Origin of the sequence: Buttiauxella sp. JUb87 (genome assembly GCF_004361975.1) — a bacterium.
GTDB lineage: Bacteria > Pseudomonadota > Gammaproteobacteria > Enterobacterales > Enterobacteriaceae > Buttiauxella > Buttiauxella ferragutiae.
On sequence record NZ_SNVY01000002.1, the window covers coordinates 227581 to 250178 of the forward strand.

The following is a 22598-nucleotide window of genomic DNA, read 5'->3' on the forward strand; positions in this document are numbered from 1 at the left end:
ATGAATACCATTTTCTTTTCGTTGATTCAGGCGCTGGTTTTGTTTGCCGTTGCGCCGCTGTTGTCTGGCATTACCCGCGTCACTCGCGCCCGCATGCACAACCGCCGCGGGCCTGGCGTGATGCAGGAATATCGTGACCTGTTCAAGTTATTCAGCCGCCAGAGCGTGGCCCCGGCCGCGTCAGGCTGGGTGTTCCGCCTGATGCCGTTTGTGATGGTTGGCGTCATGCTGACGATTGCCACCGCGCTGCCGGTCGTCACCCTCTATTCACCGCTGCCGTCGTTGGGCGATTTGATCACCCTTATCTACCTGTTCGCCATCGCCCGTTTCTTCTTCGCGATTGCAGGTCTGGATACCGGTAGCCCGTTTACCGGTATCGGTGCCAGCCGTGAAGCGATGCTCGGCGTCTTGGTTGAGCCAATCCTGATTCTGGGATTGTGGGTTGCCGCACAAGTCGCTGGCAGCACCCACATCAGCAATATCGCTTCCACCATTTACCACTGGCCAACTGCGCAGAGTTTAACGCTGATTCTGGCATTCGCCGCTTGTGCCTTCGCCACGTTTATCGAAATGGGCAAACTGCCATTTGACCTCGCAGAAGCCGAGCAAGAGTTGCAGGAAGGCCCATTGACCGAATACAGCGGTGCGGGTTTTGCGGTGCTGAAATGGGGTATTTCCCTCAAGCAATTGGTGGTGCTGCAAATGTTCGTTGGCGTGTTCCTGCCGTGGGGCCAGATGAGCGAATTTAGCTGGGGCGGTCTCGTCATCGCGCTGGTTCTGGCGGCAGTTAAGCTGGTGCTTGGCGTGCTGATTATCGCGCTGTTCGAAAACAGCATGGCGCGTTTACGCATGCTGGAAACTTCGCGCATTACCTGGGCCGGTTTTGGCTTTGCCTTTTTAGCCTTCGTCTCCTTGCTGGCGGCGTGATTTAAGAGAATTTATCTATGTCTGAAGAAAAGATTGGCCAACACTATCTCGCCGCTTTGCATAAGCAATTTCCTCATGCGGTGATCGACGAAGCGTGGCAGACCAAAGACCAAATCACCGTCAACGTGAAGCTCAACATGCTGCCAGAAGTGGTGGAATGGCTTTACTACCAACAGGGCGGCTGGTTATCCGTATTGTTCGGTAACGATGAGCGCCAGTTGTGCGGCAACTATGCGGTTTATTACGTGCTTTCAATGGAAACTGGCGTGAAATGCTGGATTACCGTGCGTGTAGAAGTCGATGCCGACAAGCCTGAATTCCCGTCCGTCACGCCGCGTGTGCCAGCGGCGGTGTGGGGCGAGCGTGAAGTGCGTGATATGTACGGCCTGCAACCTGTTGGCCTGCCAGATGAGCGCCGTTTAGTGCTGCCCGATGATTGGCCAGACGATTTGTATCCGCTGCGCAAAGACAGCATGGATTACCGTCAGCGCCCTGCCCCAACCAGCGATCAGGAAACCTATCAGTTCATCAATGAGCTGGGCAGCAAGAAAAACAACGTGGTGCCAATTGGCCCTCTGCACGTTACCAGCGATGAACCGGGCCACTTCCGCCTGTTCGTTGATGGCGAAAACATCATTGATGCCGATTACCGCCTGTTCTATGTTCACCGTGGCATGGAAAAACTGGCTGAAACCCGCATGGGCTACAACGAAGTCACCTTCTTGTCTGACCGCGTTTGTGGCATCTGTGGCTTCGCCCACAGCACCGCGTACACCACGTCTGTCGAGAATGCGATGGGTATCGTGGTGCCAGAACGCGCCCAGATGATCCGTGCGATTTTGCTGGAAGTTGAACGCCTGCACAGCCACCTGCTGAACCTCGGCCTGGCTTGCCACTTTGTCGGCTTCGACTCCGGCTTTATGCAGTTCTTCCGCGTGCGTGAGATGTCGATGAAAATGGCGGAAATCCTCACCGGTGCACGTAAGACTTACGGCCTGAACCTGATCGGCGGGATTCGTCGCGATCTGTTGAAAGACGACATGATCCAGACACGCCAGCTCGCACAGCAAATGCGCCGCGAAGTGAAAGACCTGGTCGATATTCTGATGAGCACGCCAAACATCGAACAGCGTACCGTTGGTATTGGCCGTCTTGACCCGCAAATCGCTCGTGATTTCAGTAACGTCGGTCCAATGGTTCGCGCCAGCGGTCATGCCCGTGACACTCGCGCCGATCACCCGTTTGTCGGTTACGGTTTGCTGCCAATGGAAGTCCACAGCGAAACCGGCTGCGACGTTCTGTCGCGCCTGAAAGTACGCATCAACGAAGTGTATACCGCGCTGAACATGATTGATTTCGGCCTGGATAACTTGCCTGGCGGCCCGCTGGCGGTAGACGGTTTCACCTATATTCCAAACCGTTTTGCACTGGGCTTCTCTGAAGCGCCGCGTGGCGATGACATTCACTGGTCGATGACCGGCGATAACCAGAAGTTGTACCGCTGGCGCTGTCGTGCGGCGACTTACGCCAACTGGCCGACGCTGCGCTACATGCTGCGCGGCAACACTGTTTCTGATGCGCCGCTTATCATCGGTAGCCTTGACCCTTGCTACTCCTGTACCGACCGCATGACGGTGGTTGATGTGCGTAAGCGCAAGACCAAAGTGGTGCCGTACAAAGAGCTTGAGCGCTACAGCATTGAACGCACCAATTCGCCGCTGAAATGATTGAGATGCCTTTGGCTAATGCAACCCTCACCCTAACCCTCTCCCTGAGGGAGAGGGAACCTTCTTTTCCCCCTCTCCAGGGGGAGAGGGCCGGGGTGAGGGCAAATACAGCCAAAGCAAAACACCGGAGTCACCATGTTTAACTTCATCAAAAAAGCCATTAAAGGCGGCGTGGCCACTGAGTCGTACCCGCTACAGCCGATCGCCGTGGACCCAAACTTCCGGGGCAAGCCGGAACATAATCCGCAGCAATGCATTGGCTGTGCGGCATGCGTTAACGCATGCCCATCCAACGCATTAACGGTGGAAACCGATCTGGTGGCCGGCCAACTGGCGTGGACTTTCAACCTTGGGCGCTGCATTTTCTGCGCACGCTGCGAAGAAGTCTGCCCAACGGCTGCCATCAAGCTTTCTCAGGAATATGAACTGGCAGTGTGGAACAAAGCCGATTTCCTGCAACAGGCGCGTTTTGACCTGTGCAACTGCCGCCAGTGCAGCAAGCCTTTCGCGGTGCAAAAAGAGATTGATTACGCCATTGCCCTGCTTGAGCACAACGGCGACAAACTTGCCGAAGCGCATCGCGCTGCGTTTGAAACCTGCCCGGAATGTAAACGCCAGCAAAGCCTGGTCTCTTCCGACCAAATCGACCTTAGCCGCCAAATTAGAGAGGCCAGCTAATGAGTATGTTACTCGGCCCACGCGACGACAACGGCATGCCAGTGCCAATGACGGTGGATGAATCCATCGCCGCGATGAAAACGTCGTTGCTGAAAAAGATTAAACGTTCTGCCTATGTTTACCGCGTTGACTGCGGTGGCTGTAACGGCTGTGAAATTGAAATTTTCGCCACCCTTTCACCACTTTTCGATGCAGAACGCTTCGGAATTAAAGTTGTTCCGTCACCACGTCATGCGGATATTTTACTGTTTACCGGCGCTGTGACTCGCGCCATGCGTTCCCCCGCGCTGCGTGCCTGGGAATCAGCGCCGGACCCAAAAATCTGTATTTCTTACGGCGCGTGCGGTAACAGCGGCGGTATCTTCCACGACCTGTATTGCGTCTGGGGCGGCACCGACAAAATCGTCCCGGTCGATGTCTACATTCCTGGTTGCCCGCCAACACCTGCGGCAACGCTGTATGGTTTTGCTATGGCGCTAGGCTTGCTGGAGCAAAAAATCCACGCGCGCGAAGCCAGTGAAATGGATGCACAACCGGCGCAAATCCTGCATCCGGATATGGTTCAGCCACTGCGTGTTCGTATCGACCGCGCAGCTCGCAGCCTTGCGGGTTATCGCTATGGCCGCCAGATTGCTGACAGCTATATGGAAAATCTCACCGCCGGTGGCGGCAGTGTTCAGCAGTGGCTGGCACATGAGAACGATCCGCGTCTGACTGAGATCGTCACGCATCTGGAAGAACTGGTTAAGCAGGAGCGCGTGTAATGAGCGAGTCGGTGGTGTTTTGCCAGCTTAGCCGTAAGTTTGTCGATGAAAACGACAACACCCCGAGTGATGCGCAACAGGTGGTTTATTACAGCCTGGCAATCGGCCACCATCTCGGCGTTATCGACTGCCTGAAAGAAAATTTAGTGTGTTCGTTTGAGCCTTACAAAGCGTGGATTGCCACGCTTGAAGAGGGCAGCGAAGCGCGGCGCAAAATGGAAGGTGTGCCGCGTTACGGTGAAATCGTTATCGATCAGAGCCATGTGGTTTTGTTGGCAAAAGCATTTGATGCCGCAAAACCGAATCAAACTGAACAGCAGCAAGAATGGAGCCAGGCGTTGCTCGATATGCTGCAAGCCATTCAACAAGAACCCGCCATTTATTTGATGGTACGGAGACGCTATGACTAACGTTTTACTTTGTGTCGGCAACAGCATGATGGGTGACGACGGTGCTGGCCCGTTGCTGGCAGAAAAGTGCCAGGCCGCCCCACAAGGCGACTGGATTGTTATCGACGGCGGCACCGCACCGGAAAACGATGTGGTGGCGATTCGTGAATTACGCCCGCAAAGATTGCTGCTGGTTGATGCCACGGATATGGGCCTGAACCCAGGTGAAATCCGTATCATCGACCCGGATGACATCGCCGAAATGTTTATGATGACCACCCACAACATGCCACTTAATTATTTGATCGATCAGATTAAAGAAGATGTTGGCGAGGTGATTTTCCTTGGCATTCAGCCTGATATTGTTGGTTTTTACTACCCAATGACCGACGCGATAAAAGCGGCGGTGGAAACGGTGTATCAGAGCCTGGCAGGCTGGGAAGGTAAAGGCGGCTTCACGGATTTAGAAACACCTGATTTTGAGATGTAATGACGGCTGGGCATGGATGCCCATTCACATCCTGTTTTTATCTCTTTACCAGGGAAGGATGTGAGCTAAAGAATAGACGTTACATCGACGAATAGTCCCCCAACCAATAGAAATGCAACGTCAAATATCATTGATCAAATTAATTTATATAAAATTACTGACTGACATGGTTGTGTATGTTCTATATTGAGAATGGAACACCATATGTAGCGCACCTTCCATTTTTTTACGACCGACAAAATCATTTGGATAAATAATTTCACCCAAATTAGAATCAAAGAAACAAATATCGCGAGCGGCTATCTTCAGAGCAACGGAATGCCCAACGCTTGCGTTAACCATATTTATTTCATGCTTACCATTCATTACCAATTCATTCATCAAAGCTGATGCCGATACTCTACTTAGTCTGACCATACCTCTATAACGAATATGACCTTCTATTCTTACAATCTCATTAAATATTTCTTCTCTGGGAAGTGAGGTATACGCCAAAGCAACATGATAATGTTGATATTGGAGATTCATAACCCCACGAATAATGCTCTGAGTTTTTGGCAAATGAAAATAATTCTCAACATTGCACGAATGCGGAGGTGAAATAAGGTAAGCTGCGCTAAATCCATAACAAGCCCCCCCCAATCCATATATTTCCTTGCCCTGAATATCCTTTTTCCCTGTTGCTCCAGTCCACACACCACCCAACTTTGTTCGATCGGTACCTGACCAACCGTACTTCCTCATGTAAGCACTCTGGCTAAAATAATTGTATTTACCCTTAGTATTTCTGACATAAGTCATTAATGCATTTACTATGTTTGGCATCCAATCCCTTATATAGACTCATACGCATAAATTAAACAATACATAACAGATCACAGCGTTATCTCAATGGCTGAGATTTATGTGATAATTTGGGGTGGCACGCTATCACAAATATTATTACCTTTATACTTAAATAGTTATTAAGTATTATATAGTCATTATTAAAACCAATGATAAACCTCACAAATAAAACTATTTAATTAAAAAAGAAAATATATTATTAATATATTTGATATTGACACTACTTCATTGTTATCGATTACCTGAGTTTGAACGGCCAGGAAAAGCCGTTTATCTCCTGGTGAGGGCAACTCAATCCACTCTCTGTCATCTGCCCAAATGACATCGTCAAATGTGTCGATGTCACTGTCATCCCACCCCGGATCAATGCGCAAAGCCTTGAATCACGCTAGTTTCAAAGTTGGCACACTTTATGTATGCCTAAAGCAGTCTTATAAAAAACACTCTATCCAGGAGTCTCTGATGAACCGCTTCATCATTGCTGATTCGAGCAAATGTATTGGCTGTCGCACTTGCGAAGTGGCCTGTGTCGTGTCCCACCAGGAAGCACAGGATTGCGCGGCATTAACACCGCAAACTTTCCTGCCTCGTATTCACGTGGTTAAAGGCGTGAATGTTTCTACCGCAACGATGTGCCGCCAGTGCGAAGACGCACCTTGCGCCAACGTCTGCCCTAACGGGGCTATCAGCCGCGAACATGGTTTTGTGAATGTGATGCAGGAACGCTGCATCGGCTGCAAAACCTGTGTGGTTGCCTGCCCATATGGCGCGATGGAAGTGGTTGTTCGCCCGGTTGTGCGTAACAGCGGCGCGGGTCTTAACGTGATGGCTGAAAAAGCCGAAGCGAATAAGTGCGACCTTTGCCACACCCGTGCAGAAGGCCCGGCCTGTATGGAAGCCTGCCCAACCAACGCCATTATCTGCGTTGATCGCAACAAACTTGAACAAATGAATATCGAAAAACGCCGCCGTGCTGCGTTTGATGCGACTTCATCTATTTATTTCTAAACCCCTTTAACTTCACTTTTAACAGGTCTGTTACTGATGAAAAAAATTACCAGCGTCTGCCCTTACTGTGGCGCAGGCTGCAAACTCAAACTGGTTGTTGAGAAGAATAAAATTATCCGTGCCGAAGCGGCTGATGGCGTGACGAACCAAAATGAACTCTGCCTGAAAGGCTATTACGGCTGGGATTTTCTCAACGACACAAAACTGCTCACACCGCGTCTGACGCAGCCGATGATTCGTTATGAAAAAGGCGGCAAGCTCCAGCCTGTTAGCTGGGATGAAGCCATTAGCTATACCGCGAAACGCCTGAAAGCGATTAAAGATCAATATGGCCCGCGTTCCATTATGACGACCGGTTCGTCACGCGGAACGGGTAACGAAACTAACTATGTGATGCAGAAGTTTGCCCGCGGTGTGCTGCATACCAACAACGTCGATTGCTGTGCGCGTGTTTGCCACGGGCCGTCGGTGGCGGGTTTGCAGGTGACGCTGGGAAATGGCGCGATGAGTAACTCCATCGGCGACATCGAACATTCAAAATGCCTGTTGGTATTTGGTTATAACTGCGCCGATTCGCACCCGATCGTGGCGCGTCGGGTGATTAAAGCGAAAGAAAATGGCGCGAAAATTATTGTTTGTGACCCGCGCCGCATCGAAACCGCGCGTATTGCAGACCAACATTTGCAGCTGAAAAACGGCTGTAATATGGCGCTGGTGAATGCCTTTGGCTACGTGCTGCTCGAAGAGAACCTCTACGATAAAGAGTACGTGGCGAAATTTACTGACGGTCTGGATGCTTACCGTGAAGTGGTAAAAGGCTACGCGCCAGAAGACGTTGAGCATTTGACTGGCGTACCGGCGCATCAGGTTCGTCAGGCGATGCGGACGTTCGCCGCAGCTCCTTCAGCCACCATCATGTGGGGCATGGGCGTGACGCAGTTTGGTCAGGCAGTCGACGTGGTAAAAGGCTTATCAAGCCTGGCACTGCTGACCGGTAACCTGGGGCGTGAAAACGTTGGCGTTGGCCCGGTACGTGGGCAAAACAACGTGCAGGGTGCGTGTGATATGGGCGTGCTGCCGAACCAGTTCCCTGGCTATCAGGATGTGGTTGACCCGGACGTTCGTGCCAAATTTGCCAAAGCATGGGGCATCAACGTTGATGATATGGACGACAAAGTCGGCGTGCGTATCACCGAAGTGCCGCATATGGCCATCGAAGGTGAAATGAAAGCCTATTACATCATGGGCGAAGACCCGTTGCAGACCGAAGCCGATCTTGGCCTGGTGCGCAAAGGGTTTGAAGCGCTCGATTTTGTGGTAGTGCAGGACATCTTTATGACCAAAACCGCCGAAGTGGCGGATGTGATTTTGCCAGCGACTTCCTGGGGCGAACACGGTGGCGTATTCACCTGTGCGGACCGCGGCTTCCAGCGTTTTGAAAAAGCCATTGATGCGAAATACAACGTCAAACGTGACTGGGAAATTATCAGCCTGCTCGCAACCGAGATGGGCTACCCGATGCACTACGACAACAACCAGCAAATCTGGGACGAACTGCGCGAACTCTGCCCGCTGTTCTTTGGTGTGACCTGGGAAAAAATGGGTGAAATGGGCCATGTTCAGTGGCCGTGCCCGACGCTTGACCACCCTGGCACGCCGTATCTCTACAAAGACAGCAAGTTTGATACACCAAATGGTAAAGGCCAGCTTTTTGCCGCGCAGTGGCGTGCACCTGCCGAAGTGCCAGATGCCGAATATCCGCTGGTGCTGTGTACCGTGCGTGAAGTTGGCCACTACTCTTGCCGCTCGATGACCGGTAACTGTGCGGCGCTGCAAACCCTGGCCGATGAACCTGGATTTGTGCAAATGAACCCGACAGACGCCAACCTGCTCGGCATTAAAGACAAGCAACTGGTGTGGGTCAGTTCACGTCGCGGCAAAGTTATCAGCCGTGCAGAAGTGAACGAGCGCATTAACGTAGGCTCCGTTTACATGACCTACCAATGGTGGATTGGTGCGTGTAATGAGCTAACGCAGGACAACCTGGACCCGATTTCCAAAACACCGGAAACCAAGTATTGCGCGGTCAACGTTAGCCAGATTGCCGACCAGCAATGGGCAGAAAACTACGCTCAGACGACCTATAGCGATATGAAAGCGCGTTTGCGTCAGGCTGTAGAAGTTTAAGTGTAAAAACAACCCTCATCCCAACCTTCTCCCTGAGGGAGAAGGAGTATTCCCCCTCTCCTGTGGGAGAGGGTTGGGGTGAGGACGAAAGTTTTAAGGAACAATTGTGAATTTTAACGGCGTGATGCTACGTATTCGCGGCAAAGTGCAGGGCGTTGGCTTCCGGCCATTCGTCTGGCAACTGGCGCAACAATTCAGCCTCACCGGCGATGTCTGCAATGACGGCGCGGGTGTGTTAGTGCGCCTGACATCCACCGCCGATGCGTTTATCACCAGGCTTCACGCCCATTGCCCGCCACTGGCGCGTATCGATAGCCTTGAACAATCGCCAATGCAGTGGGAAACGCTACCCCAGGATTTCACCATTCGCCACAGTCACAGCAGCGCGATGGAGACACAAATCGTCCCCGACGCCGCCACCTGCCCGGATTGCCTGCGCGAACTCAACGATCCAAACAATCGCCGTTATCGCTATCCGTTTATCAATTGCACCCACTGCGGCCCGCGCTTCACCATTATTAATGCCATGCCGTATGACCGGCCAAACACGGTGATGGCGGCTTTTCCACTTTGCCCAGCGTGTGAAAAAGAGTACCGCGAACCAATGGACAGGCGCTTTCATGCGCAGCCTGTCGCTTGCCCGGAATGTGGGCCGCAAATCAGCTGGCAATGTGATGAGCAACACCTTGAGCGCGAAGGCGCTTTGCAGGCAGCCATTGCAGCGTTAAAAGCCGGGAAAATCGTGGCGATAAAAGGGCTGGGCGGCTTTCATCTGGCGGTTGATGCGCGTAACGATGCAGCGGTTTCACGGCTGCGCGAGCGTAAACAGCGCCCGTCCAAACCGCTGGCGGTGATGCAGCCAGATTCAGACGGCTTACCAGAAAATGTACTCGCCCAACTGACAACGCCTGCGGCACCGATTGTGTTAATGGCAAAGTCTGCGCTGCCTGGGCTAAGTGCGTTTATCGCCCCTGGCCTTCGCGAAGTCGGCGTGATGCTACCCGCCAACCCGCTACAACACCTTTTGCTTCAGGGTTTTGGCGGCCCGCTGGTAATGACATCCGGCAATTTAAATGGCAAACCGCCAGCAATCACCAATCAGCAAGCGCTTGAAGAACTGGCCGATATTGCCGACGGCTGGTTGTTGCACAACCGCGACATCGTGCAGCGAATGGATGATTCCGTGGTGCGGGCAAACGGTGAGATGCTGCGCCGCGCCAGAGGGTTTGTGCCAGATGCTCTGCCGTTGCCGCCAGGTTTTTCAGGCCTGCCGCCGATTCTGGCGTTAGGTTCCGACCTGAAAAATACCTTCTGCTTGCTGCGTGGCAACCAGGCGGTGCTCAGCCAGCATCTTGGCGATCTCGCAGAAGAAGGCGTTGAAGAGCAGTGGCAAAAAGCACGCACACTGATGTGCGAAGCCTATGATTTTACGCCAGAACAGATCGTTATAGACGCCCACCCAGGCTACCACAGCGCCCGCATCGGCCAGGAAATGGGCATGCCTGTGAGCAAAGTTTTGCATCACCATGCTCATGCAGTGGCATGTATGGCTGAACACAGTTGGCCGCTGGACGGCGGTGATGCGATCGCGCTAACCCTTGATGGCATTGGCTACGGCGAGAACGACCAGTTGTGGGGCGGCGAGTGCCTGCGGGTGAACTATCGCGATTGCGAACATCTCGGTGGCTTGCCCGCAGTAGCGCTGCCGGGTGGCGATCTCGCCGCTCGCCAGCCGTGGCGCAACCTGTTCGCCCAATGCCTGGCTTTTGTGCCGGACTGGCAACAATGCCCTGAAACCGCCGTGGTGCGCGAACAAAACTGGCCGCTGCTGGCAACGGCGATTGCGCGTGGGATTAACAGCCCACGAGCCTCCTCCACGGGCCGCCTGTTTGATGCAGCTGCGGCGGCGCTGAACTGCGCTCCGCTACAGCAAAGCTACGAAGGGGAAGCCGCCTGTCGCTTTGAAGCGCTGGCGTCACAAAGTGGTGCGTGTCTGCATCCTGTTACCCTGCCGCTTATCAAAGGCCAACTCGATATGGCGGTGTTCTGGCAGCAATGGCTGAACTGGCACGACTGTGCACCCGCTCGCGCCTGGGCTTTTCATGATGCGCTGGCAAAAGGGTTGGCTGATTTAGCCCGCAGCCACGCAGACAAGCTGGCGATTAAAACTATCGTATTCAGCGGTGGCGTGCTGCATAACCAGCTGATGCGTGAAAGATTTTCGTATCACCTCGCGGATTTCAATCTGCTCTTCCCGACACAGTTGCCAGCCGGTGACGGTGCCCTTGCATTGGGCCAGGCGCTGGTTGCCGCCGCCCGCTTCCACCTTCCTTCACAAGGATAAAATGATGTTCTTGCGTATTCTTCGTGACAACCCGCGCGCCGCTGTTTTGCTGGCTGTTTTAGTTGCCGCAAACCTTGCCGCCTGGGCCTGGGCGCTGGTTTCGTTTCACCACAGCACGGCATTGATGGCCGCAAGTTTACTGGCCTGGTGCTACGGCCTGCGCCATGCGGTCGACGCCGACCACATCGCAGCAATTGATAACGTGACGCGCAAGATGATGCAGCAAGGGAAACGCCCGTTTGGTATTGGTGCCTGGTTCTCGCTCGGTCATTCCAGCATTGTGGTGCTGGCTTCAATCGCGATTGCCGCAACCGCTGCGGCATTTAAGAATGATATGGACTGGTTCCATGATGTCGGCGGCGTGATTGGCACCGCCGTGTCGGCGTGCTTCTTGCTGGCAATGGCGCTGGTGAATCTGGTGATCTTACGTGGCGTATGGCGCAATTTTCACCAGCTCAAGCGTGGTGAACCGTTGTCTGCCGAGGCGACTGATTTCACTGGTGGCGGCATGATGAGCTGGCTGTTCCGCACCACATTCAAGCTGATCAATAAAAGCTGGCATATGTATTTGGTCGGTTTTTTGTTTGGTTTAGGGTTTGATACGGCAACAGAAATTGGCGTGCTGGGCATTTCTGCCGCCAGCGCGTCTAGCGGGATGTCGATATGGTCGATTCTGGTGTTTCCGGCGCTGTTTGCCAGCGCGATGGCGCTGATTGATACGCTCGACAATATGATTATGGTTGGCGCTTACGGCTGGGCGTTTAACAAACCGCAGCGCAAGCTTTATTACAATATGACGATTACCGGCACCTCGGTTGTGGTGGCGCTGTTTATCGGCGGTATGGAAGCATTAGGGTTGTTGGCGGATAAATTCGACCTGCACAGTGGTGTATGGAAATGGGTTGATGCGTTGAATGAAAACCTCGGCAATGCGGGCTTTATCGTGGTTGGGCTGTTTATTGGCTGCTGGATTGTGTCGATGCTGAACTACCGCTGGAAGGGGTACGATTCTTTGGTGGTGCGTTAATTCGGTTATGGATTGTCGGATGACGCTGCTGTATGACCTACGGTAATCGTTGTAGGGCGGATAAGCGCTAGCGCCATCCGCCATTTCACAAATTACTTCGCTTCAGCCCACGCGCGCTCAATCTCTTCGGCAAGAATCTTCACACCGGCTTCGATTTTCTCAGGCTCCGGCACGTAGTTCATGCGCATGCACTGATGCGTGTGCGGCCACGGTTTATCGAGCCCTGGGAAGAAATAATCCCCCGGCACCATCAACACACCGCGTTTTTTCAGGCGCTGATAAAGCAATTCCGTGGAGATCGGCAGGTCTTTAAACCACAACCACAGGAAGATCGCCCCTTCTGGCTTGTGAATTAAGCAGCGTTCTGGTGACAAATAGCGACGAATAATCGCGATCGTGTCCTGAACGCGCTGATAATAGAACGGCTTGATAACGGTTTCGGACAAGCGCAGCAAATCGTTACGCTTGATCATCTCACACGCCATTGCCGGGCCAACACCACCCGGCGCCAGACTGATAATCCCATTCATGTTACTGATAGCTGAGATGATTTTGTCATTGGCGATGATGATGCCACAACGGCTACCCGGCAAGCCCAGTTTGGACAGGCTCATGCACAAGATGATGTTTGGGTTCCACAGCGGGCGGGCTTCACTAAAAATAATCCCCGGGAATGGAACGCCATACGCGTTATCAATAACCAGCGGAATACCGTGTTGATTGGCCAGCGCATCGAGTTTGATCAGCTCTTCATCGGTAATCACGTTGCCCGTTGGGTTGGTCGGGCGTGAGACGCAAATCATCCCGGTATCAGGGCCGATATGCAGATGTTCAAAATCTACGTGATATTTAAACTGGCCTTCGGGCAACAGTTCAATATTAGGACGCGTCGAAACAAACAGGTCTTCTTCAAGGCCGGAATCAGCATAACCGATGTATTCCGGTGCCAGTGGGAACAACACCTTTTTGGTACTGCCATCGGCATAACGGCCAGCAAACAAGTTAAACAAGTAGAAAAACGCGCTCTGACTACCATTTGTCAGTGCAATATTCTGCGGAGTAATATCCCAACCTAATTCTTTGCGCAGCATATCCGCAAGCGCGTCAAGTAACTCACTTTTCCCCTGCGGACCATCGTAATTACAGAGAGCGTCGGTCATTTTCCCGTTTGCCAGCATGTCTGCCAGCAGATCCTGGAAGTAGTCATTCATTGCAGGAATTTGCGCAGGATTACCACCGCCGAGCATGATCGCTCCAGGCGTGCGCAGACCATCGTTCAGATCCTCCATCAGGCGGGTAATGCCTGCATGGCGGGTAAATTTGTCGCCGAAAAGTGAAAACGTCATAACGTAGATCTGTCTTTGACCATCAAAAGAGGCTAACCATAACGCCGTAAAAGACGCGGTGCAAACGCATTAAGATTAGCGTCTCGTGGTCAATATGCTGCTTTAATTCATATTAAAAGCATTAAGTGCTGATATTTTTCCGCCGGATGACGCTGCGCTTATCCGGCCTACGGGGAATTTGTAGGGCGGATAAGCGCAGCGTCATCCGCCATCATTTACTGGTTGCCCGCCCAAACCACCAGCACTTTGTCATCGCCGGATTCACGCGTAAAACCGTACCCTTGCCTCATACTCACCGTATTCTGCTTGCCCGCGCCAATGGCCGGATGACGGGCGCGGAACTGGCTGATTTTTTGCCAGTGGGAAAGCGTGGCAACGTTTTGTCCCCAGTTCATATCTGAACGCGTACCTTGCAGCGGGTCAGAACCTGTTGGGCCAAACGGGCGTTCTGTTTCATCACCATAGAAAATCTGTACTGCCCCCGGAGCTAAAAGCAGTAACTCTGCAGCACGCTGGCCACCCTCGCGGAACAGGCGGGTATCGTGCGACGAAAGGTAGCTAAGAACATTAAAATCCTGCAACTTAGTCGCCATTTGCTGCCAGGTGAGATCGATATTCGATAAACAATCCACCGCTTTTGCCGCTTGTTCCTGGTAATCAAAGTTGATCATCGCGTCAAAGCCGCTGTTGTAGTAATCGCTTTTCATCACACCATGCCCCCAGGATTCACCGGACATCCAGAATGGTGCGTCATCCAGCTTCTTCTCTGGGTTGGCTTTTTTCCATTCAGCCAGTGCGCTAACCGACTGTTCTTTAAGTTGCTGCCAGGCTGCTTTTTCGATATGTTTCGCGGTATCGACCCGGAAACCATCAATGCCGTAATCACGCACCCACTGGCTCAGCCAATGAGTCAGATAATCTCGCACCGTATCGCCAGCGATTTCTTTAGCGTGAGTATCAGGTTTATGACGGTAAAAAATCGGCAAACCCGCCGCTTGCGTGGATTCCGTTTTCAAATCCGGCAGGAACGCCAGCGACATAGTTAAGTCATCAAAACCTGGGCTGTCGTAATCGCCAATATCGGTACGGATCCAGTTTTTACCCCACCAGTTTTGCCAGGCTGCTTTATCGCCAAAATTGATGTAATCATTAAATGAGTGCCAGCTTTGTCCCGGACCTGGCTTCCAGTTCGTCCAGTGTTGACCGAGGGTTTTCGTCAGCTCATCCCCCTGAAGGTAGAGCGCGCCAAACTGATACTCCTGCATATCGGCAAGCGTTGCGTAGCCGGTGTGGTTCATCACAATGTCGAACAGGATACGCATCCCGCGCTTATGGGCTTCATCCACTAACGTGCGTAATTCATCCTCGGTGCCCATATTGCCATCGAGTTTGGTCCAGTCCATTGTGTAGTAGCCGTGGTAGGCGTAGTGCGGGAAATCCCCTTTGGTACCGCCGCCCACCCAGCCGTGGATTTGTTCCAGCGGCGAGCTAATCCACAACGCGTTCACGCCCAGTTTCTCCAGGTAATCGAGCTTTTGAGTTAACCCCGCGAGGTCACCGCCGTGGAACGTGCCGATTTCTTGCATTCCATCTTTGTGGCGGCCATAGCTGTTGTCGTTTTTTGGATTACCATTTTCAAAACGGTCGGTCAGCACAAAGTAAACAGTGGCATTGTGCCAGCTAAACGGTGCCGCCTGTTTGGTGCTCGCGGATTCCAGCAGCAACAGGCCATTGCTGTTTGCGGCAGGCATCAGGGTAATCTGGCCTTGTTTGACCGTTGCCGTCGCACCGCTGTAGAAATCACGCACTTCGCTGCCCTCAGCAAAAGTTTTGCTGACATCAACAGTGAGCGGTTGGCCGTCCCATTTAGGGCACTGGCGAGTCACATCAACTGGCACAGCTTGCGCTTCGCTATTAATACCCAGGCTAAGCGTGGGAGTACCGCTGCGGGTGTCAATTTGAATCTGGTATTCGCCGTCCCGGAATAGCCGCCAGACGGGTGCCTCGCCCTCGCAAGGTTTTAACGAAAGTGCCTGATTCAGTTTAATGGATTCTGCGGGCTGCCAGCAGGTCTGGTTGAGTTTCAGGCTCAGCGGGAGTGTGCCTTTTGACAGCTTTGCCTCACTGACAAAGACGCCTGCAGTTTGCTCTTTGAACGCAGGGATTCCAGGGGCTGTCCACGCGGATTGCGCAAGGCCTGGAAACAAAAGAAACAACAGAGGTAATTTTTTCATAGGGTTAAGCCCGCGATTATCTTTTATCCAGTGTGGCACTATTTTTAGTCGCAGAGTTCATCCCCAAAATGGATAGCTGGGGAGGAGATAATAGGGTGAGTGATGGCGGTATCAATTCAATAAAATATGGGATAACCATCGCAAAATATGACACTTTTTGCCGTCATAAGAAGTTCGTACGTGACATCATTTAAGAATCGGATTATTTCTTTTGGTGCTCAAGAGGTCTATTTTTGTTAGTATCTGCCTTTCCTTTTTTCGAAACCTTCGACAATTAAGGCACTGGCAACGTAACGATCCGACCAGGAGATCTAATGATATCAACCCCAATCCGACGATTTGGGGCTGCGATACTTATGTTACTGACCTTCAGTTTTTCAGCTGGGGTATTAGCAAGTAAACATGAGCCAAAATCGCATAAAGCCCCTTTAGTTCAGACAAAAAGCACGAATACACAAAGTAAGAAATTGGCAAGTAGTAAGAAAGAGTATTCTCGCAATAGTGAAATTGCATCGCTCCCTGATTTGCGAAAATACCCTTCCGGAACACCTAGAAAAAAAGCGTTTCTCCGGACGGTCATGCCATATATTAAGAGCCAAAATGCCGCCATCACTGCTGACCGTAACTGGTTGGTTTCTAAACAGTATGAGCAGCGTTGGTCACCATCAGAGCGTACGCGTCTGAAAGATATTACTAAGCGCTATAAAATTGCGTGGAACGGTAATACTAAGCGCGTGCCGTGGAACACACTGATGGAAAAAGTCGACATCATTCCTACCAATATGGTAGCAACGATGGCCGCAGCCGAGAGTGGCTGGGGTACGTCTAAACTCGCGCGTAGCAATAACAACTTGTTTGGCATGAAGTGCAGCAAGCGCCATTGCAACAGCGAACCAGGCAAAGTAAAAGGCTATTTGCATTACGATTCAGTTAAAGAAGGCGTTAACTCTTACGTAACAAATCTGAATACGCATCCGGCCTATAAGTCTTTCCGTAAATCACGCGCACAATTGCGCAAAGCGGATCAAGAAGTTACAGCCAGCAATATGATTCATAAGCTGAAAGGGTATTCCACGAAGGGTAGTAGCTATAACAACTATCTATTTGCGATGTACCAAACCAATCAGCGTTTTATGGCACCGAACTAAATAATTAAAATAGATTGTTAATAATAAGTAATAAATTCACGCCTTCATATTGAAGGCGTTTTTTTTGCCCTAAAGCATTCATCAGACTAATATTTCGCTATACCTTTCGCGGTGTTCCTTCGGCGTCGCGTCATATTCTTTCTTAAACACTGAATAGAAATACTGCAGTGAGGGATAACCACACATCTGCGATATTTCGTTGATCGACAAGGATGTAGAGACCAACAAGCTGCGCGCTTTTTCCAGTTTTTCGGCGTGAATCATTGCATGAATCGTCTCGCCAACTTCCTCTTTGAAACGCTTCTCCAGGTTTGAACGCGAGATCCCCACCGCATCCAACACCTGTTCCACTTTTATCCCTTTGCAGGCGTGATTACGGATGTAGTGCATGGCCTGAATCACGGCAGGGTCGTGCAAAGAACGGTAATCCGTTGAGCGCCGTTCGACCACGCGTACCGGTGGCACCAGAACTCTTTGTAAGGCGAGCGGTTCGTTGTCCATCAAGCGATGCAGTAATTTGGCCGCCTGATACCCCATTTGCCTTGTCCCTTGTGCGACCGATGAAAGTGCTACGCGTGATAAGTAACGCGTCAGCTCTTCGTTATCAATGCCAATCACACACAGCTTTTCTGGCACTGGAATATGCAGATGTTCACAGACTTGCAGCAGATGCCGCGCACGAGCATCTGTCACCGCGATAATCCCAGTCTGTGGAGGCAGCGTTTGCACCCAATCAGCCAAACGATTTTGCGCGTGTTGCCAGTTTTCCGGCGCCGTTTCTATTCCCTGATAAACCACACCGCGGTATTTTTCTTTCGCCACCAGTTGGTTAAAGGCATATTCGCGCTCCATTGCCCAGCGTTTACCGCTGGAGTTCGGCAGACCATAGAATGCAAAACGCTGAACGCCCTTCTCCTTAAGATGCAGAAATGCACTTTCTACTAATGCGTGGTTATCAGTGGCGATGTAATGCACTGGTGGATAATGTTCGGGTAAATGATATGACCCACCGACCCCCACAATTGGAACGTCAGCACCGTCGAGCAAACGCTGGATTTGCGCATCATCGAAATCGGCAATCACCCCATCGCCCAACCACTCTTTGATGTTATCGATACGAGCGCGGAAATCCTCTTCAATAAAAATGTCCCACTCAGATTGAGACGCCTGCAAATATTCGCCAACCCCTTCCACCACCTGGCGGTCGTAGGCTTTATTGGCATTGAATAACAACGTAATGCGATGACGTTTCTCAAACATACTTTTTCATTCCTGATGACAAAACCGTATGTGCAATACCATAACTGTAACAATGCCGGGGAACCTGGCCCCGGCATTGTGATCCTTTGCACACTCTTATGCGCGGCGCTTGGTCGCCGAATCCATCCATACCGCCAGCAGCAAAATCGCCCCTTTGACGATGTACTGCCAGAACGTGGGCACATCCATCATGCTCATTCCGTTATCCAGAGAAGCCATGATAAAGGCGCCCATCACCGCTCCGGCAACGCTGCCCACGCCTCCCGCGAGACTGGTGCCACCAATCACACATGCGGCGATGGCATCAAGCTCAGCAATGTTCCCGGCAGACGGTGAACCAGCCCCCAGACGTGAGCTTAGAATCAACCCGGCAATTGCTACCATTAACCCGTTGATAGCGAAAACGGCCAACTTGGTGCGCTCAACATTAATACCAGAAAGTCGTGCCGCTTCGATATTGCCGCCAATCGCATAAATGCGCCGCCCAAATGCAGTGCGGGTCGCCATAAACATGCCAGCCAGCAGTAAGAGCGTGAGGATCAATACCGGCGTTGGCACACCGCGGTAATCATTGAGCAGCCAGATTGCGCCAAGTACGATGACCGCGGTGATAGCCTGCCGCCCGACAACGCCTGTCGATGCTGGTGTTGCCAGCCCCAAAGCCTGACGGCGAATACGCATCCGCCATTGCCAGGCAACAAAAGCGACCAGCCCTAAAGTACCGATACCAAAGCCAATGCCGTCCGGCAGATAACTTTGCCCGATTTGCGACATATCGACGCTGGTTGGAGAAACAGTGGTGCCGTTGGTAATGCCAATCAAAACGCCACGAAATGCCAACATGCCGGCGAGCGTGACGATGAACGAAGGGACTTTGCGATAAGCTACCCACCAACCGTTCCACGCCCCCAACACCAGACCAAGCGCCAGTGTCACGACAATAGTCAGTGGTAACGGCCAGCCTAACCAGACATCAAAAATCGCCGCCACACCACCCAGCAAGCCCATCATCGAGCCGACAGAAAGGTCAATTTCCGCAGAGATAATGACGAATACCATGCCGACCGCCAGGATTCCGGTAATGGCTGTCTGGCGCAGTAAGTTGGAAACGTTTCTGGCGCTGAGATAGGCGCCTTCAGTGGTCCAGGTAAAGAACAACATGATCACCACAATCGCGGCAATCATGACAAAAACCTGTAGATTTAGCGCCCGCAACCCCGCAAAAGGTGAAGCTGCTGGTGCCGTGAGTTTCAGTTCAGACGGATTGCTTTTCGACATGCTTTTCGCTCCTCAGTGCAGCTTCCATAACCTGTTCCTGGGTCAAATTGTTATTAATCAGGTCGGCTTTGATTCGCCCCTCGTGCATCACCAGCACTCTGTCACTCAGACCGAGCACTTCCGGCAATTCAGATGAAATAACAATCACCGCAATGCCTTGCTGCACCAGTTGGTTGATCAGTTTGTAGATTTCATATTTCGCACCGATATCAATGCCGCGCGTGGGTTCATCCAGAATCAGGATGCGAGGATTGAGCAGCAGACAGCGCGCCAGAATTGCTTTTTGCTGATTACCACCACTCAGGCGGCCAATAGCCAAATCAGGCGACGAAGTTTTCACTTTTAACCGCTCAATTGATTGCAGGATGCAGTTAAGCTCTGCGGCGTCATCAAGGTGAGTGAGAGCCCCAGAAAACTGATTCAAGGCGGCAAGGGTGATGTTTTGCCCTACCGCCATAATCGGCACGATGCCATCTCTTTTTCGATCTTCAGGCACCATGGCAATACCGTGGGCAATAGCTTGCTGGCAATTGCTGATAGCGACAGGTTCGTTATCAATGAAAATACGACCTTCAGATTTCCCGGGCCAAACGCCGAACAGGCACTGAACCGCTTCGGTTCGCCCTGCGCCAACCAGCCCCGCTATTCCAAGGATTTCGCCTTTGTGCAGTGAAAATGAAATATCGTTGACGCGTTTGATATGCCGGTTGACGGGATGCCAGGCAGTAAGATGCTCGACGCGAAGAATTTCATCACCGGTCTGATGCGGCTCATTTGGGTAGAGCGCGGTTAACTCACGCCCAACCATCATGGTAATGATGTCTTCTTCCTGCATGAGTGCTGCATCGCGTGTACCAATCGGTTTTCCGTCGCGGATAACGCAAATGGTATCGGAAATCGCTTTAACTTCATTGAGCTTGTGGGAGATATATACACAGGCGATGCCGTGCGCTTGCAGGTCACGAATAATTCCCAGCAGCACCGCCGTTTCTTGCTCTGTTAACGAGGCCGTTGGCTCGTCGAGAATCAGCAATCGCACCTGTTTATTCAGCGCTTTGGCAATTTCGACCAGTTGTTGCTGCCCCAGCCCAAGCGACCCTACGCGGGTATCCGGAGAGATATTTAAGCTCACCTGCGCGAGCAACTTTTGGCAACGAAGGGTCATGCTGTCGTAGTCCAGCACACCATGCCGTGAAATTTCTGCCCCAAGGAAAATATTTTCCAGCACCGTCAAATGCTTAACCAGCGCCAATTCCTGGTGAATGATGGCAATACCTTTGCGTTCGGTGTCGCGGATATGGCTCGCCTGCAGTTTTTCCCCGGCAAACCAGATTTCACCCTCGTAGCTGCCGTAAGGGTAAATACCGCAAAGTACTTTCATCAGCGTGGATTTGCCGGAGCCATTTTCACCACAAAGTGACATCACCTCTCCGGAATCTACTGACAGGCTGACACTATCAACCGCCTTCACGACGCCGAAGGTCTTGGTGATATTTTTCATTTCCAGTAAACAAGGCATAGCCCCTCCTTTACCTGGTTACAGGATAGCGCCCGTGGGAAAACACGGGCGCAGCAGGTTATAGCTCGCTCTTTTTGTGGAAACCGTCAGCCACAATGGTGCTGTCGATATTAGCTTTGTCGACTTCGATTGGAGTAAGAAGGCGTGAAGGGACATCTTTAACGCCATTATTCAGCTTGGCATCCGATGCCGGTTGTTTGCCCTCGCCCAGTTCAACGGCAATTTCCGCTGCTGTATTTGCGAGTTGGGTGATTGGCTTATAAACCGTCATGGTCTGCGTACCGGCGATAATACGTTTTACACCGGCTAAATCGGCGTCTTGCCCAGAAATGGCCACTTTGCCCGCCAACCCTTGCGCACTTAACGCCTGGATTGCCCCACCAGCTGTCGCATCATTTGATGCCACAACCGCATCAATTTTATTGTTATTAGCCGTTAGCGCATTTTCCATGATTTTCAATGCGTTTTCAGGCAACCAACCATCAGCCCATTGATCGCCGACGACTTTTATTTTCCCGCTATCAATATATGGTTTTAATACTTTCATCTGCCCTTGACGGAATAACTTCGCATTATTATCAACTGGCGAACCACCCATCAGGAAATAATTACCAGAAGGTACTTTATTAACAATGCTTTGTGCCTGAAGCTCACCGACTTTTTCATTATCAAATGAAATATAATAATCAATGTCGGCATTATTAATCATGCGATCATAAGCTAATACTTTTATGCCCTCTCTTTTGGCTTCGGCAATCACGTTGCTCAATACCTGGCCGTTATAAGGAATAATGACCAGCACATCCACGCCACGGTTGATCATGTTTTCTATTTGCGACATTTGCGTTTCTTCGTTGCCATTAGCGGACTGTACAAAGACTTTCGCCCCCAAAGATTCGGCTTTCTTAACAAAAATATCGCGGTCTTTCTGCCAGCGTTCCAGGCGTAAATCATCAATTGCCATGCCGATTTTAACTTCTTTGGCGATACTGCAGGCACTGGTTAGAACAAGCGAGGCACACAACGTTAGTAAGAGGTTCTTAATCTTCATTCGCATTTTTTTATACCTGTGTAGGGTGGGATAAATCGGATTAAAAATTATTAACATCTGTTGACCGGTTCGAATTGTTGACTGTGAATACAAATCCAGCAATTACAGATTTTCATCTTCCCATTACGTTTTTTGGTTTAATTTCTAATTTATGATGGCGATCTGCTTTTAATTTAACAAATGCATTCGTTGCTTTATTTATTGGAATAACCATAAAGATACTTCATTCATTATTTTCAACATTTTTTGCGAGGCAGCGCACATTTGAGCATTCTCTTAATCACAGTGTGAAATAACGTAATTGAGCAAACTCCAGGGAAAATACAGGATGGTTACAGAATCGCTTACTTGCTATACCCAAAATAATTCGAGTTG

General features: G+C 51.3%; 18 protein-coding genes. 11 read left to right on the forward strand and 7 right to left on the reverse strand.

Features of this window, described 5'->3' with window-relative positions; translation table 11 throughout:
• The 6 genes from EC843_RS09420 to hycI all read left to right on the forward strand — a co-directional run bounded on the left by EC843_RS09420 (position 1) and on the right by hycI (position 4975).
• Positions 1–927 carry a respiratory chain complex I subunit 1 family protein gene (locus tag EC843_RS09420; protein ID WP_133522150.1) on the forward strand — a complete coding sequence of 309 codons (927 nt, stop codon included), beginning with the start codon at positions 1–3 and terminating at the stop codon, positions 925–927.
• Between the two features lie 17 nt (positions 928–944).
• Positions 945–2654, forward strand: coding sequence for a hydrogenase large subunit (locus EC843_RS09425; RefSeq protein WP_064542433.1), 1710 nt, complete (start codon positions 945–947; stop codon positions 2652–2654).
• Positions 2655–2789: 135 nt separating this feature from the next.
• A complete protein-coding gene (locus EC843_RS09430; RefSeq protein ID WP_064542431.1) occupies positions 2790–3332 on the forward strand; it encodes a formate hydrogenlyase complex iron-sulfur subunit in 543 nt (180 codons plus the stop codon).
• Entirely contained in the window at positions 3332–4096 is a 765-nt protein-coding gene (locus EC843_RS09435; RefSeq protein ID WP_121814705.1) for an NADH-quinone oxidoreductase subunit B family protein, read from the forward strand. Before EC843_RS09430 ends, EC843_RS09435 begins: the two co-directional genes overlap by 1 nt.
• Complete coding sequence (locus EC843_RS09440) at positions 4096–4506, forward strand: formate hydrogenlyase maturation HycH family protein (protein ID WP_064542425.1); 411 nt, start codon at positions 4096–4098, stop codon at positions 4504–4506. Before EC843_RS09435 ends, EC843_RS09440 begins: the two co-directional genes overlap by 1 nt.
• Entirely contained in the window at positions 4499–4975 is a 477-nt protein-coding gene (gene hycI, locus EC843_RS09445) for a hydrogenase maturation peptidase HycI (RefSeq protein WP_133522151.1), read from the forward strand. The genes EC843_RS09440 and hycI overlap by 8 nt, the downstream gene beginning before the upstream one ends.
• Before the next feature lie 144 nt (positions 4976–5119).
• On the opposite strand, the gene EC843_RS09450 is transcribed toward hycI, so the two are convergent.
• The gene (locus EC843_RS09450; RefSeq protein ID WP_064542418.1) at positions 5120–5800 is read right to left on the reverse strand and encodes a hypothetical protein; all 681 of its coding nucleotides are present in this window, start codon (positions 5798–5800) and stop codon (positions 5120–5122) included.
• Positions 5801–6283: 483 nt separating this feature from the next.
• Between EC843_RS09450 and hydN the strand changes: the two genes are divergently transcribed.
• The 4 genes from hydN (at position 6284) to EC843_RS09470 (ending at position 12387) form a co-directional block, all read left to right on the forward strand.
• Complete coding sequence (gene hydN / locus EC843_RS09455) at positions 6284–6829, forward strand: electron transport protein HydN (protein ID WP_064542415.1); 546 nt, start codon at positions 6284–6286, stop codon at positions 6827–6829.
• 36 nt (positions 6830–6865) lie between these two features.
• Positions 6866–9016 (forward strand): formate dehydrogenase subunit alpha, encoded by a 2151-nt coding sequence (gene fdhF, locus EC843_RS09460; RefSeq protein WP_064542412.1) that lies wholly within the window; start codon positions 6866–6868, stop codon positions 9014–9016.
• Positions 9017–9140: 124 nt separating this feature from the next.
• Entirely contained in the window at positions 9141–11360 is a 2220-nt protein-coding gene (hypF, locus tag EC843_RS09465; protein ID WP_133522294.1) for a carbamoyltransferase HypF, read from the forward strand.
• 4 nt (positions 11361–11364) lie between these two features.
• Positions 11365–12387: a HoxN/HupN/NixA family nickel/cobalt transporter gene (locus EC843_RS09470; RefSeq protein ID WP_133522293.1), complete on the forward strand. Its 1023-nt coding sequence runs from the start codon at positions 11365–11367 to the stop codon at positions 12385–12387.
• 92 nt (positions 12388–12479) lie between these two features.
• Here the strand turns inward: EC843_RS09470 and avtA are convergent, their stop codons facing one another.
• Both avtA and EC843_RS09480 read right to left on the reverse strand, forming a co-directional pair.
• Positions 12480–13733 carry a valine--pyruvate transaminase gene (gene avtA, locus EC843_RS09475; protein WP_064542409.1) on the reverse strand — a complete coding sequence of 418 codons (1254 nt, stop codon included), beginning with the start codon at positions 13731–13733 and terminating at the stop codon, positions 12480–12482.
• A 215-nt stretch (positions 13734–13948) separates the two neighbouring features.
• Positions 13949–15967 carry an alpha-amylase gene (locus EC843_RS09480; protein ID WP_133522152.1) on the reverse strand — a complete coding sequence of 673 codons (2019 nt, stop codon included), beginning with the start codon at positions 15965–15967 and terminating at the stop codon, positions 13949–13951.
• A gap of 314 nt (positions 15968–16281) precedes the next feature.
• On the opposite strand from EC843_RS09480, the gene EC843_RS09485 reads away from it, so the two are divergent.
• A complete protein-coding gene (locus EC843_RS09485) occupies positions 16282–17115 on the forward strand; it encodes a protein bax (RefSeq protein WP_064542404.1) in 834 nt (277 codons plus the stop codon).
• A gap of 81 nt (positions 17116–17196) precedes the next feature.
• On the opposite strand, the gene xylR is transcribed toward EC843_RS09485, so the two are convergent.
• The 4 genes from xylR to xylF form a co-directional block, all read right to left on the reverse strand.
• Complete coding sequence (gene xylR / locus EC843_RS09490) at positions 17197–18375, reverse strand: D-xylose utilization transcriptional activator XylR (protein WP_064542401.1); 1179 nt, start codon at positions 18373–18375, stop codon at positions 17197–17199.
• A gap of 96 nt (positions 18376–18471) precedes the next feature.
• A complete protein-coding gene (gene xylH / locus EC843_RS09495) occupies positions 18472–19653 on the reverse strand; it encodes a xylose ABC transporter permease XylH (RefSeq protein ID WP_064542398.1) in 1182 nt (393 codons plus the stop codon).
• Entirely contained in the window at positions 19631–21172 is a 1542-nt protein-coding gene (locus tag EC843_RS09500) for a xylose ABC transporter ATP-binding protein (protein WP_064542395.1), read from the reverse strand. Before EC843_RS09500 ends, xylH begins: the two co-directional genes overlap by 23 nt.
• 58 nt (positions 21173–21230) lie before the next feature.
• Positions 21231–22223 carry a D-xylose ABC transporter substrate-binding protein gene (gene xylF / locus EC843_RS09505; RefSeq protein ID WP_064542556.1) on the reverse strand — a complete coding sequence of 331 codons (993 nt, stop codon included), beginning with the start codon at positions 22221–22223 and terminating at the stop codon, positions 21231–21233.
• Positions 22224–22598: the final 375 nt, after the last annotated feature.

What these genes read in the sequence shown, in the direction of transcription:
- EC843_RS09420 (WP_133522150.1), top strand. Translation starts at nt 1, where the DNA reads ATGAATACCATTTTCTTTTCGTTGATTCAGGCGCTGGTTTTGTTTGCC.
- EC843_RS09425 (WP_064542433.1), top strand. Translation starts at nt 945, where the DNA reads ATGTCTGAAGAAAAGATTGGCCAACACTATCTCGCCGCTTTGCATAAG.
- EC843_RS09430 (WP_064542431.1), top strand. Translation starts at nt 2,790, where the DNA reads ATGTTTAACTTCATCAAAAAAGCCATTAAAGGCGGCGTGGCCACTGAG.
- EC843_RS09435 (WP_121814705.1), top strand. Translation starts at nt 3,332, where the DNA reads ATGAGTATGTTACTCGGCCCACGCGACGACAACGGCATGCCAGTGCCA.
- EC843_RS09440 (WP_064542425.1), top strand. Translation starts at nt 4,096, where the DNA reads ATGAGCGAGTCGGTGGTGTTTTGCCAGCTTAGCCGTAAGTTTGTCGAT.
- hycI (WP_133522151.1), top strand. Translation starts at nt 4,499, where the DNA reads ATGACTAACGTTTTACTTTGTGTCGGCAACAGCATGATGGGTGACGAC.
- EC843_RS09450 (WP_064542418.1), bottom strand. Translation starts at nt 5,800, where the DNA reads ATGCCAAACATAGTAAATGCATTAATGACTTATGTCAGAAATACTAAG.
- hydN (WP_064542415.1), top strand. Translation starts at nt 6,284, where the DNA reads ATGAACCGCTTCATCATTGCTGATTCGAGCAAATGTATTGGCTGTCGC.
- fdhF (WP_064542412.1), top strand. Translation starts at nt 6,866, where the DNA reads ATGAAAAAAATTACCAGCGTCTGCCCTTACTGTGGCGCAGGCTGCAAA.
- hypF (WP_133522294.1), top strand. Translation starts at nt 9,141, where the DNA reads ATGCTACGTATTCGCGGCAAAGTGCAGGGCGTTGGCTTCCGGCCATTC.
- EC843_RS09470 (WP_133522293.1), top strand. Translation starts at nt 11,365, where the DNA reads ATGTTCTTGCGTATTCTTCGTGACAACCCGCGCGCCGCTGTTTTGCTG.
- avtA (WP_064542409.1), bottom strand. Translation starts at nt 13,733, where the DNA reads ATGACGTTTTCACTTTTCGGCGACAAATTTACCCGCCATGCAGGCATT.
- EC843_RS09480 (WP_133522152.1), bottom strand. Translation starts at nt 15,967, where the DNA reads ATGAAAAAATTACCTCTGTTGTTTCTTTTGTTTCCAGGCCTTGCGCAA.
- EC843_RS09485 (WP_064542404.1), top strand. Translation starts at nt 16,282, where the DNA reads ATGATATCAACCCCAATCCGACGATTTGGGGCTGCGATACTTATGTTA.
- xylR (WP_064542401.1), bottom strand. Translation starts at nt 18,375, where the DNA reads ATGTTTGAGAAACGTCATCGCATTACGTTGTTATTCAATGCCAATAAA.
- xylH (WP_064542398.1), bottom strand. Translation starts at nt 19,653, where the DNA reads ATGTCGAAAAGCAATCCGTCTGAACTGAAACTCACGGCACCAGCAGCT.
- EC843_RS09500 (WP_064542395.1), bottom strand. Translation starts at nt 21,172, where the DNA reads ATGCCTTGTTTACTGGAAATGAAAAATATCACCAAGACCTTCGGCGTC.
- xylF (WP_064542556.1), bottom strand. Translation starts at nt 22,223, where the DNA reads ATGAAGATTAAGAACCTCTTACTAACGTTGTGTGCCTCGCTTGTTCTA.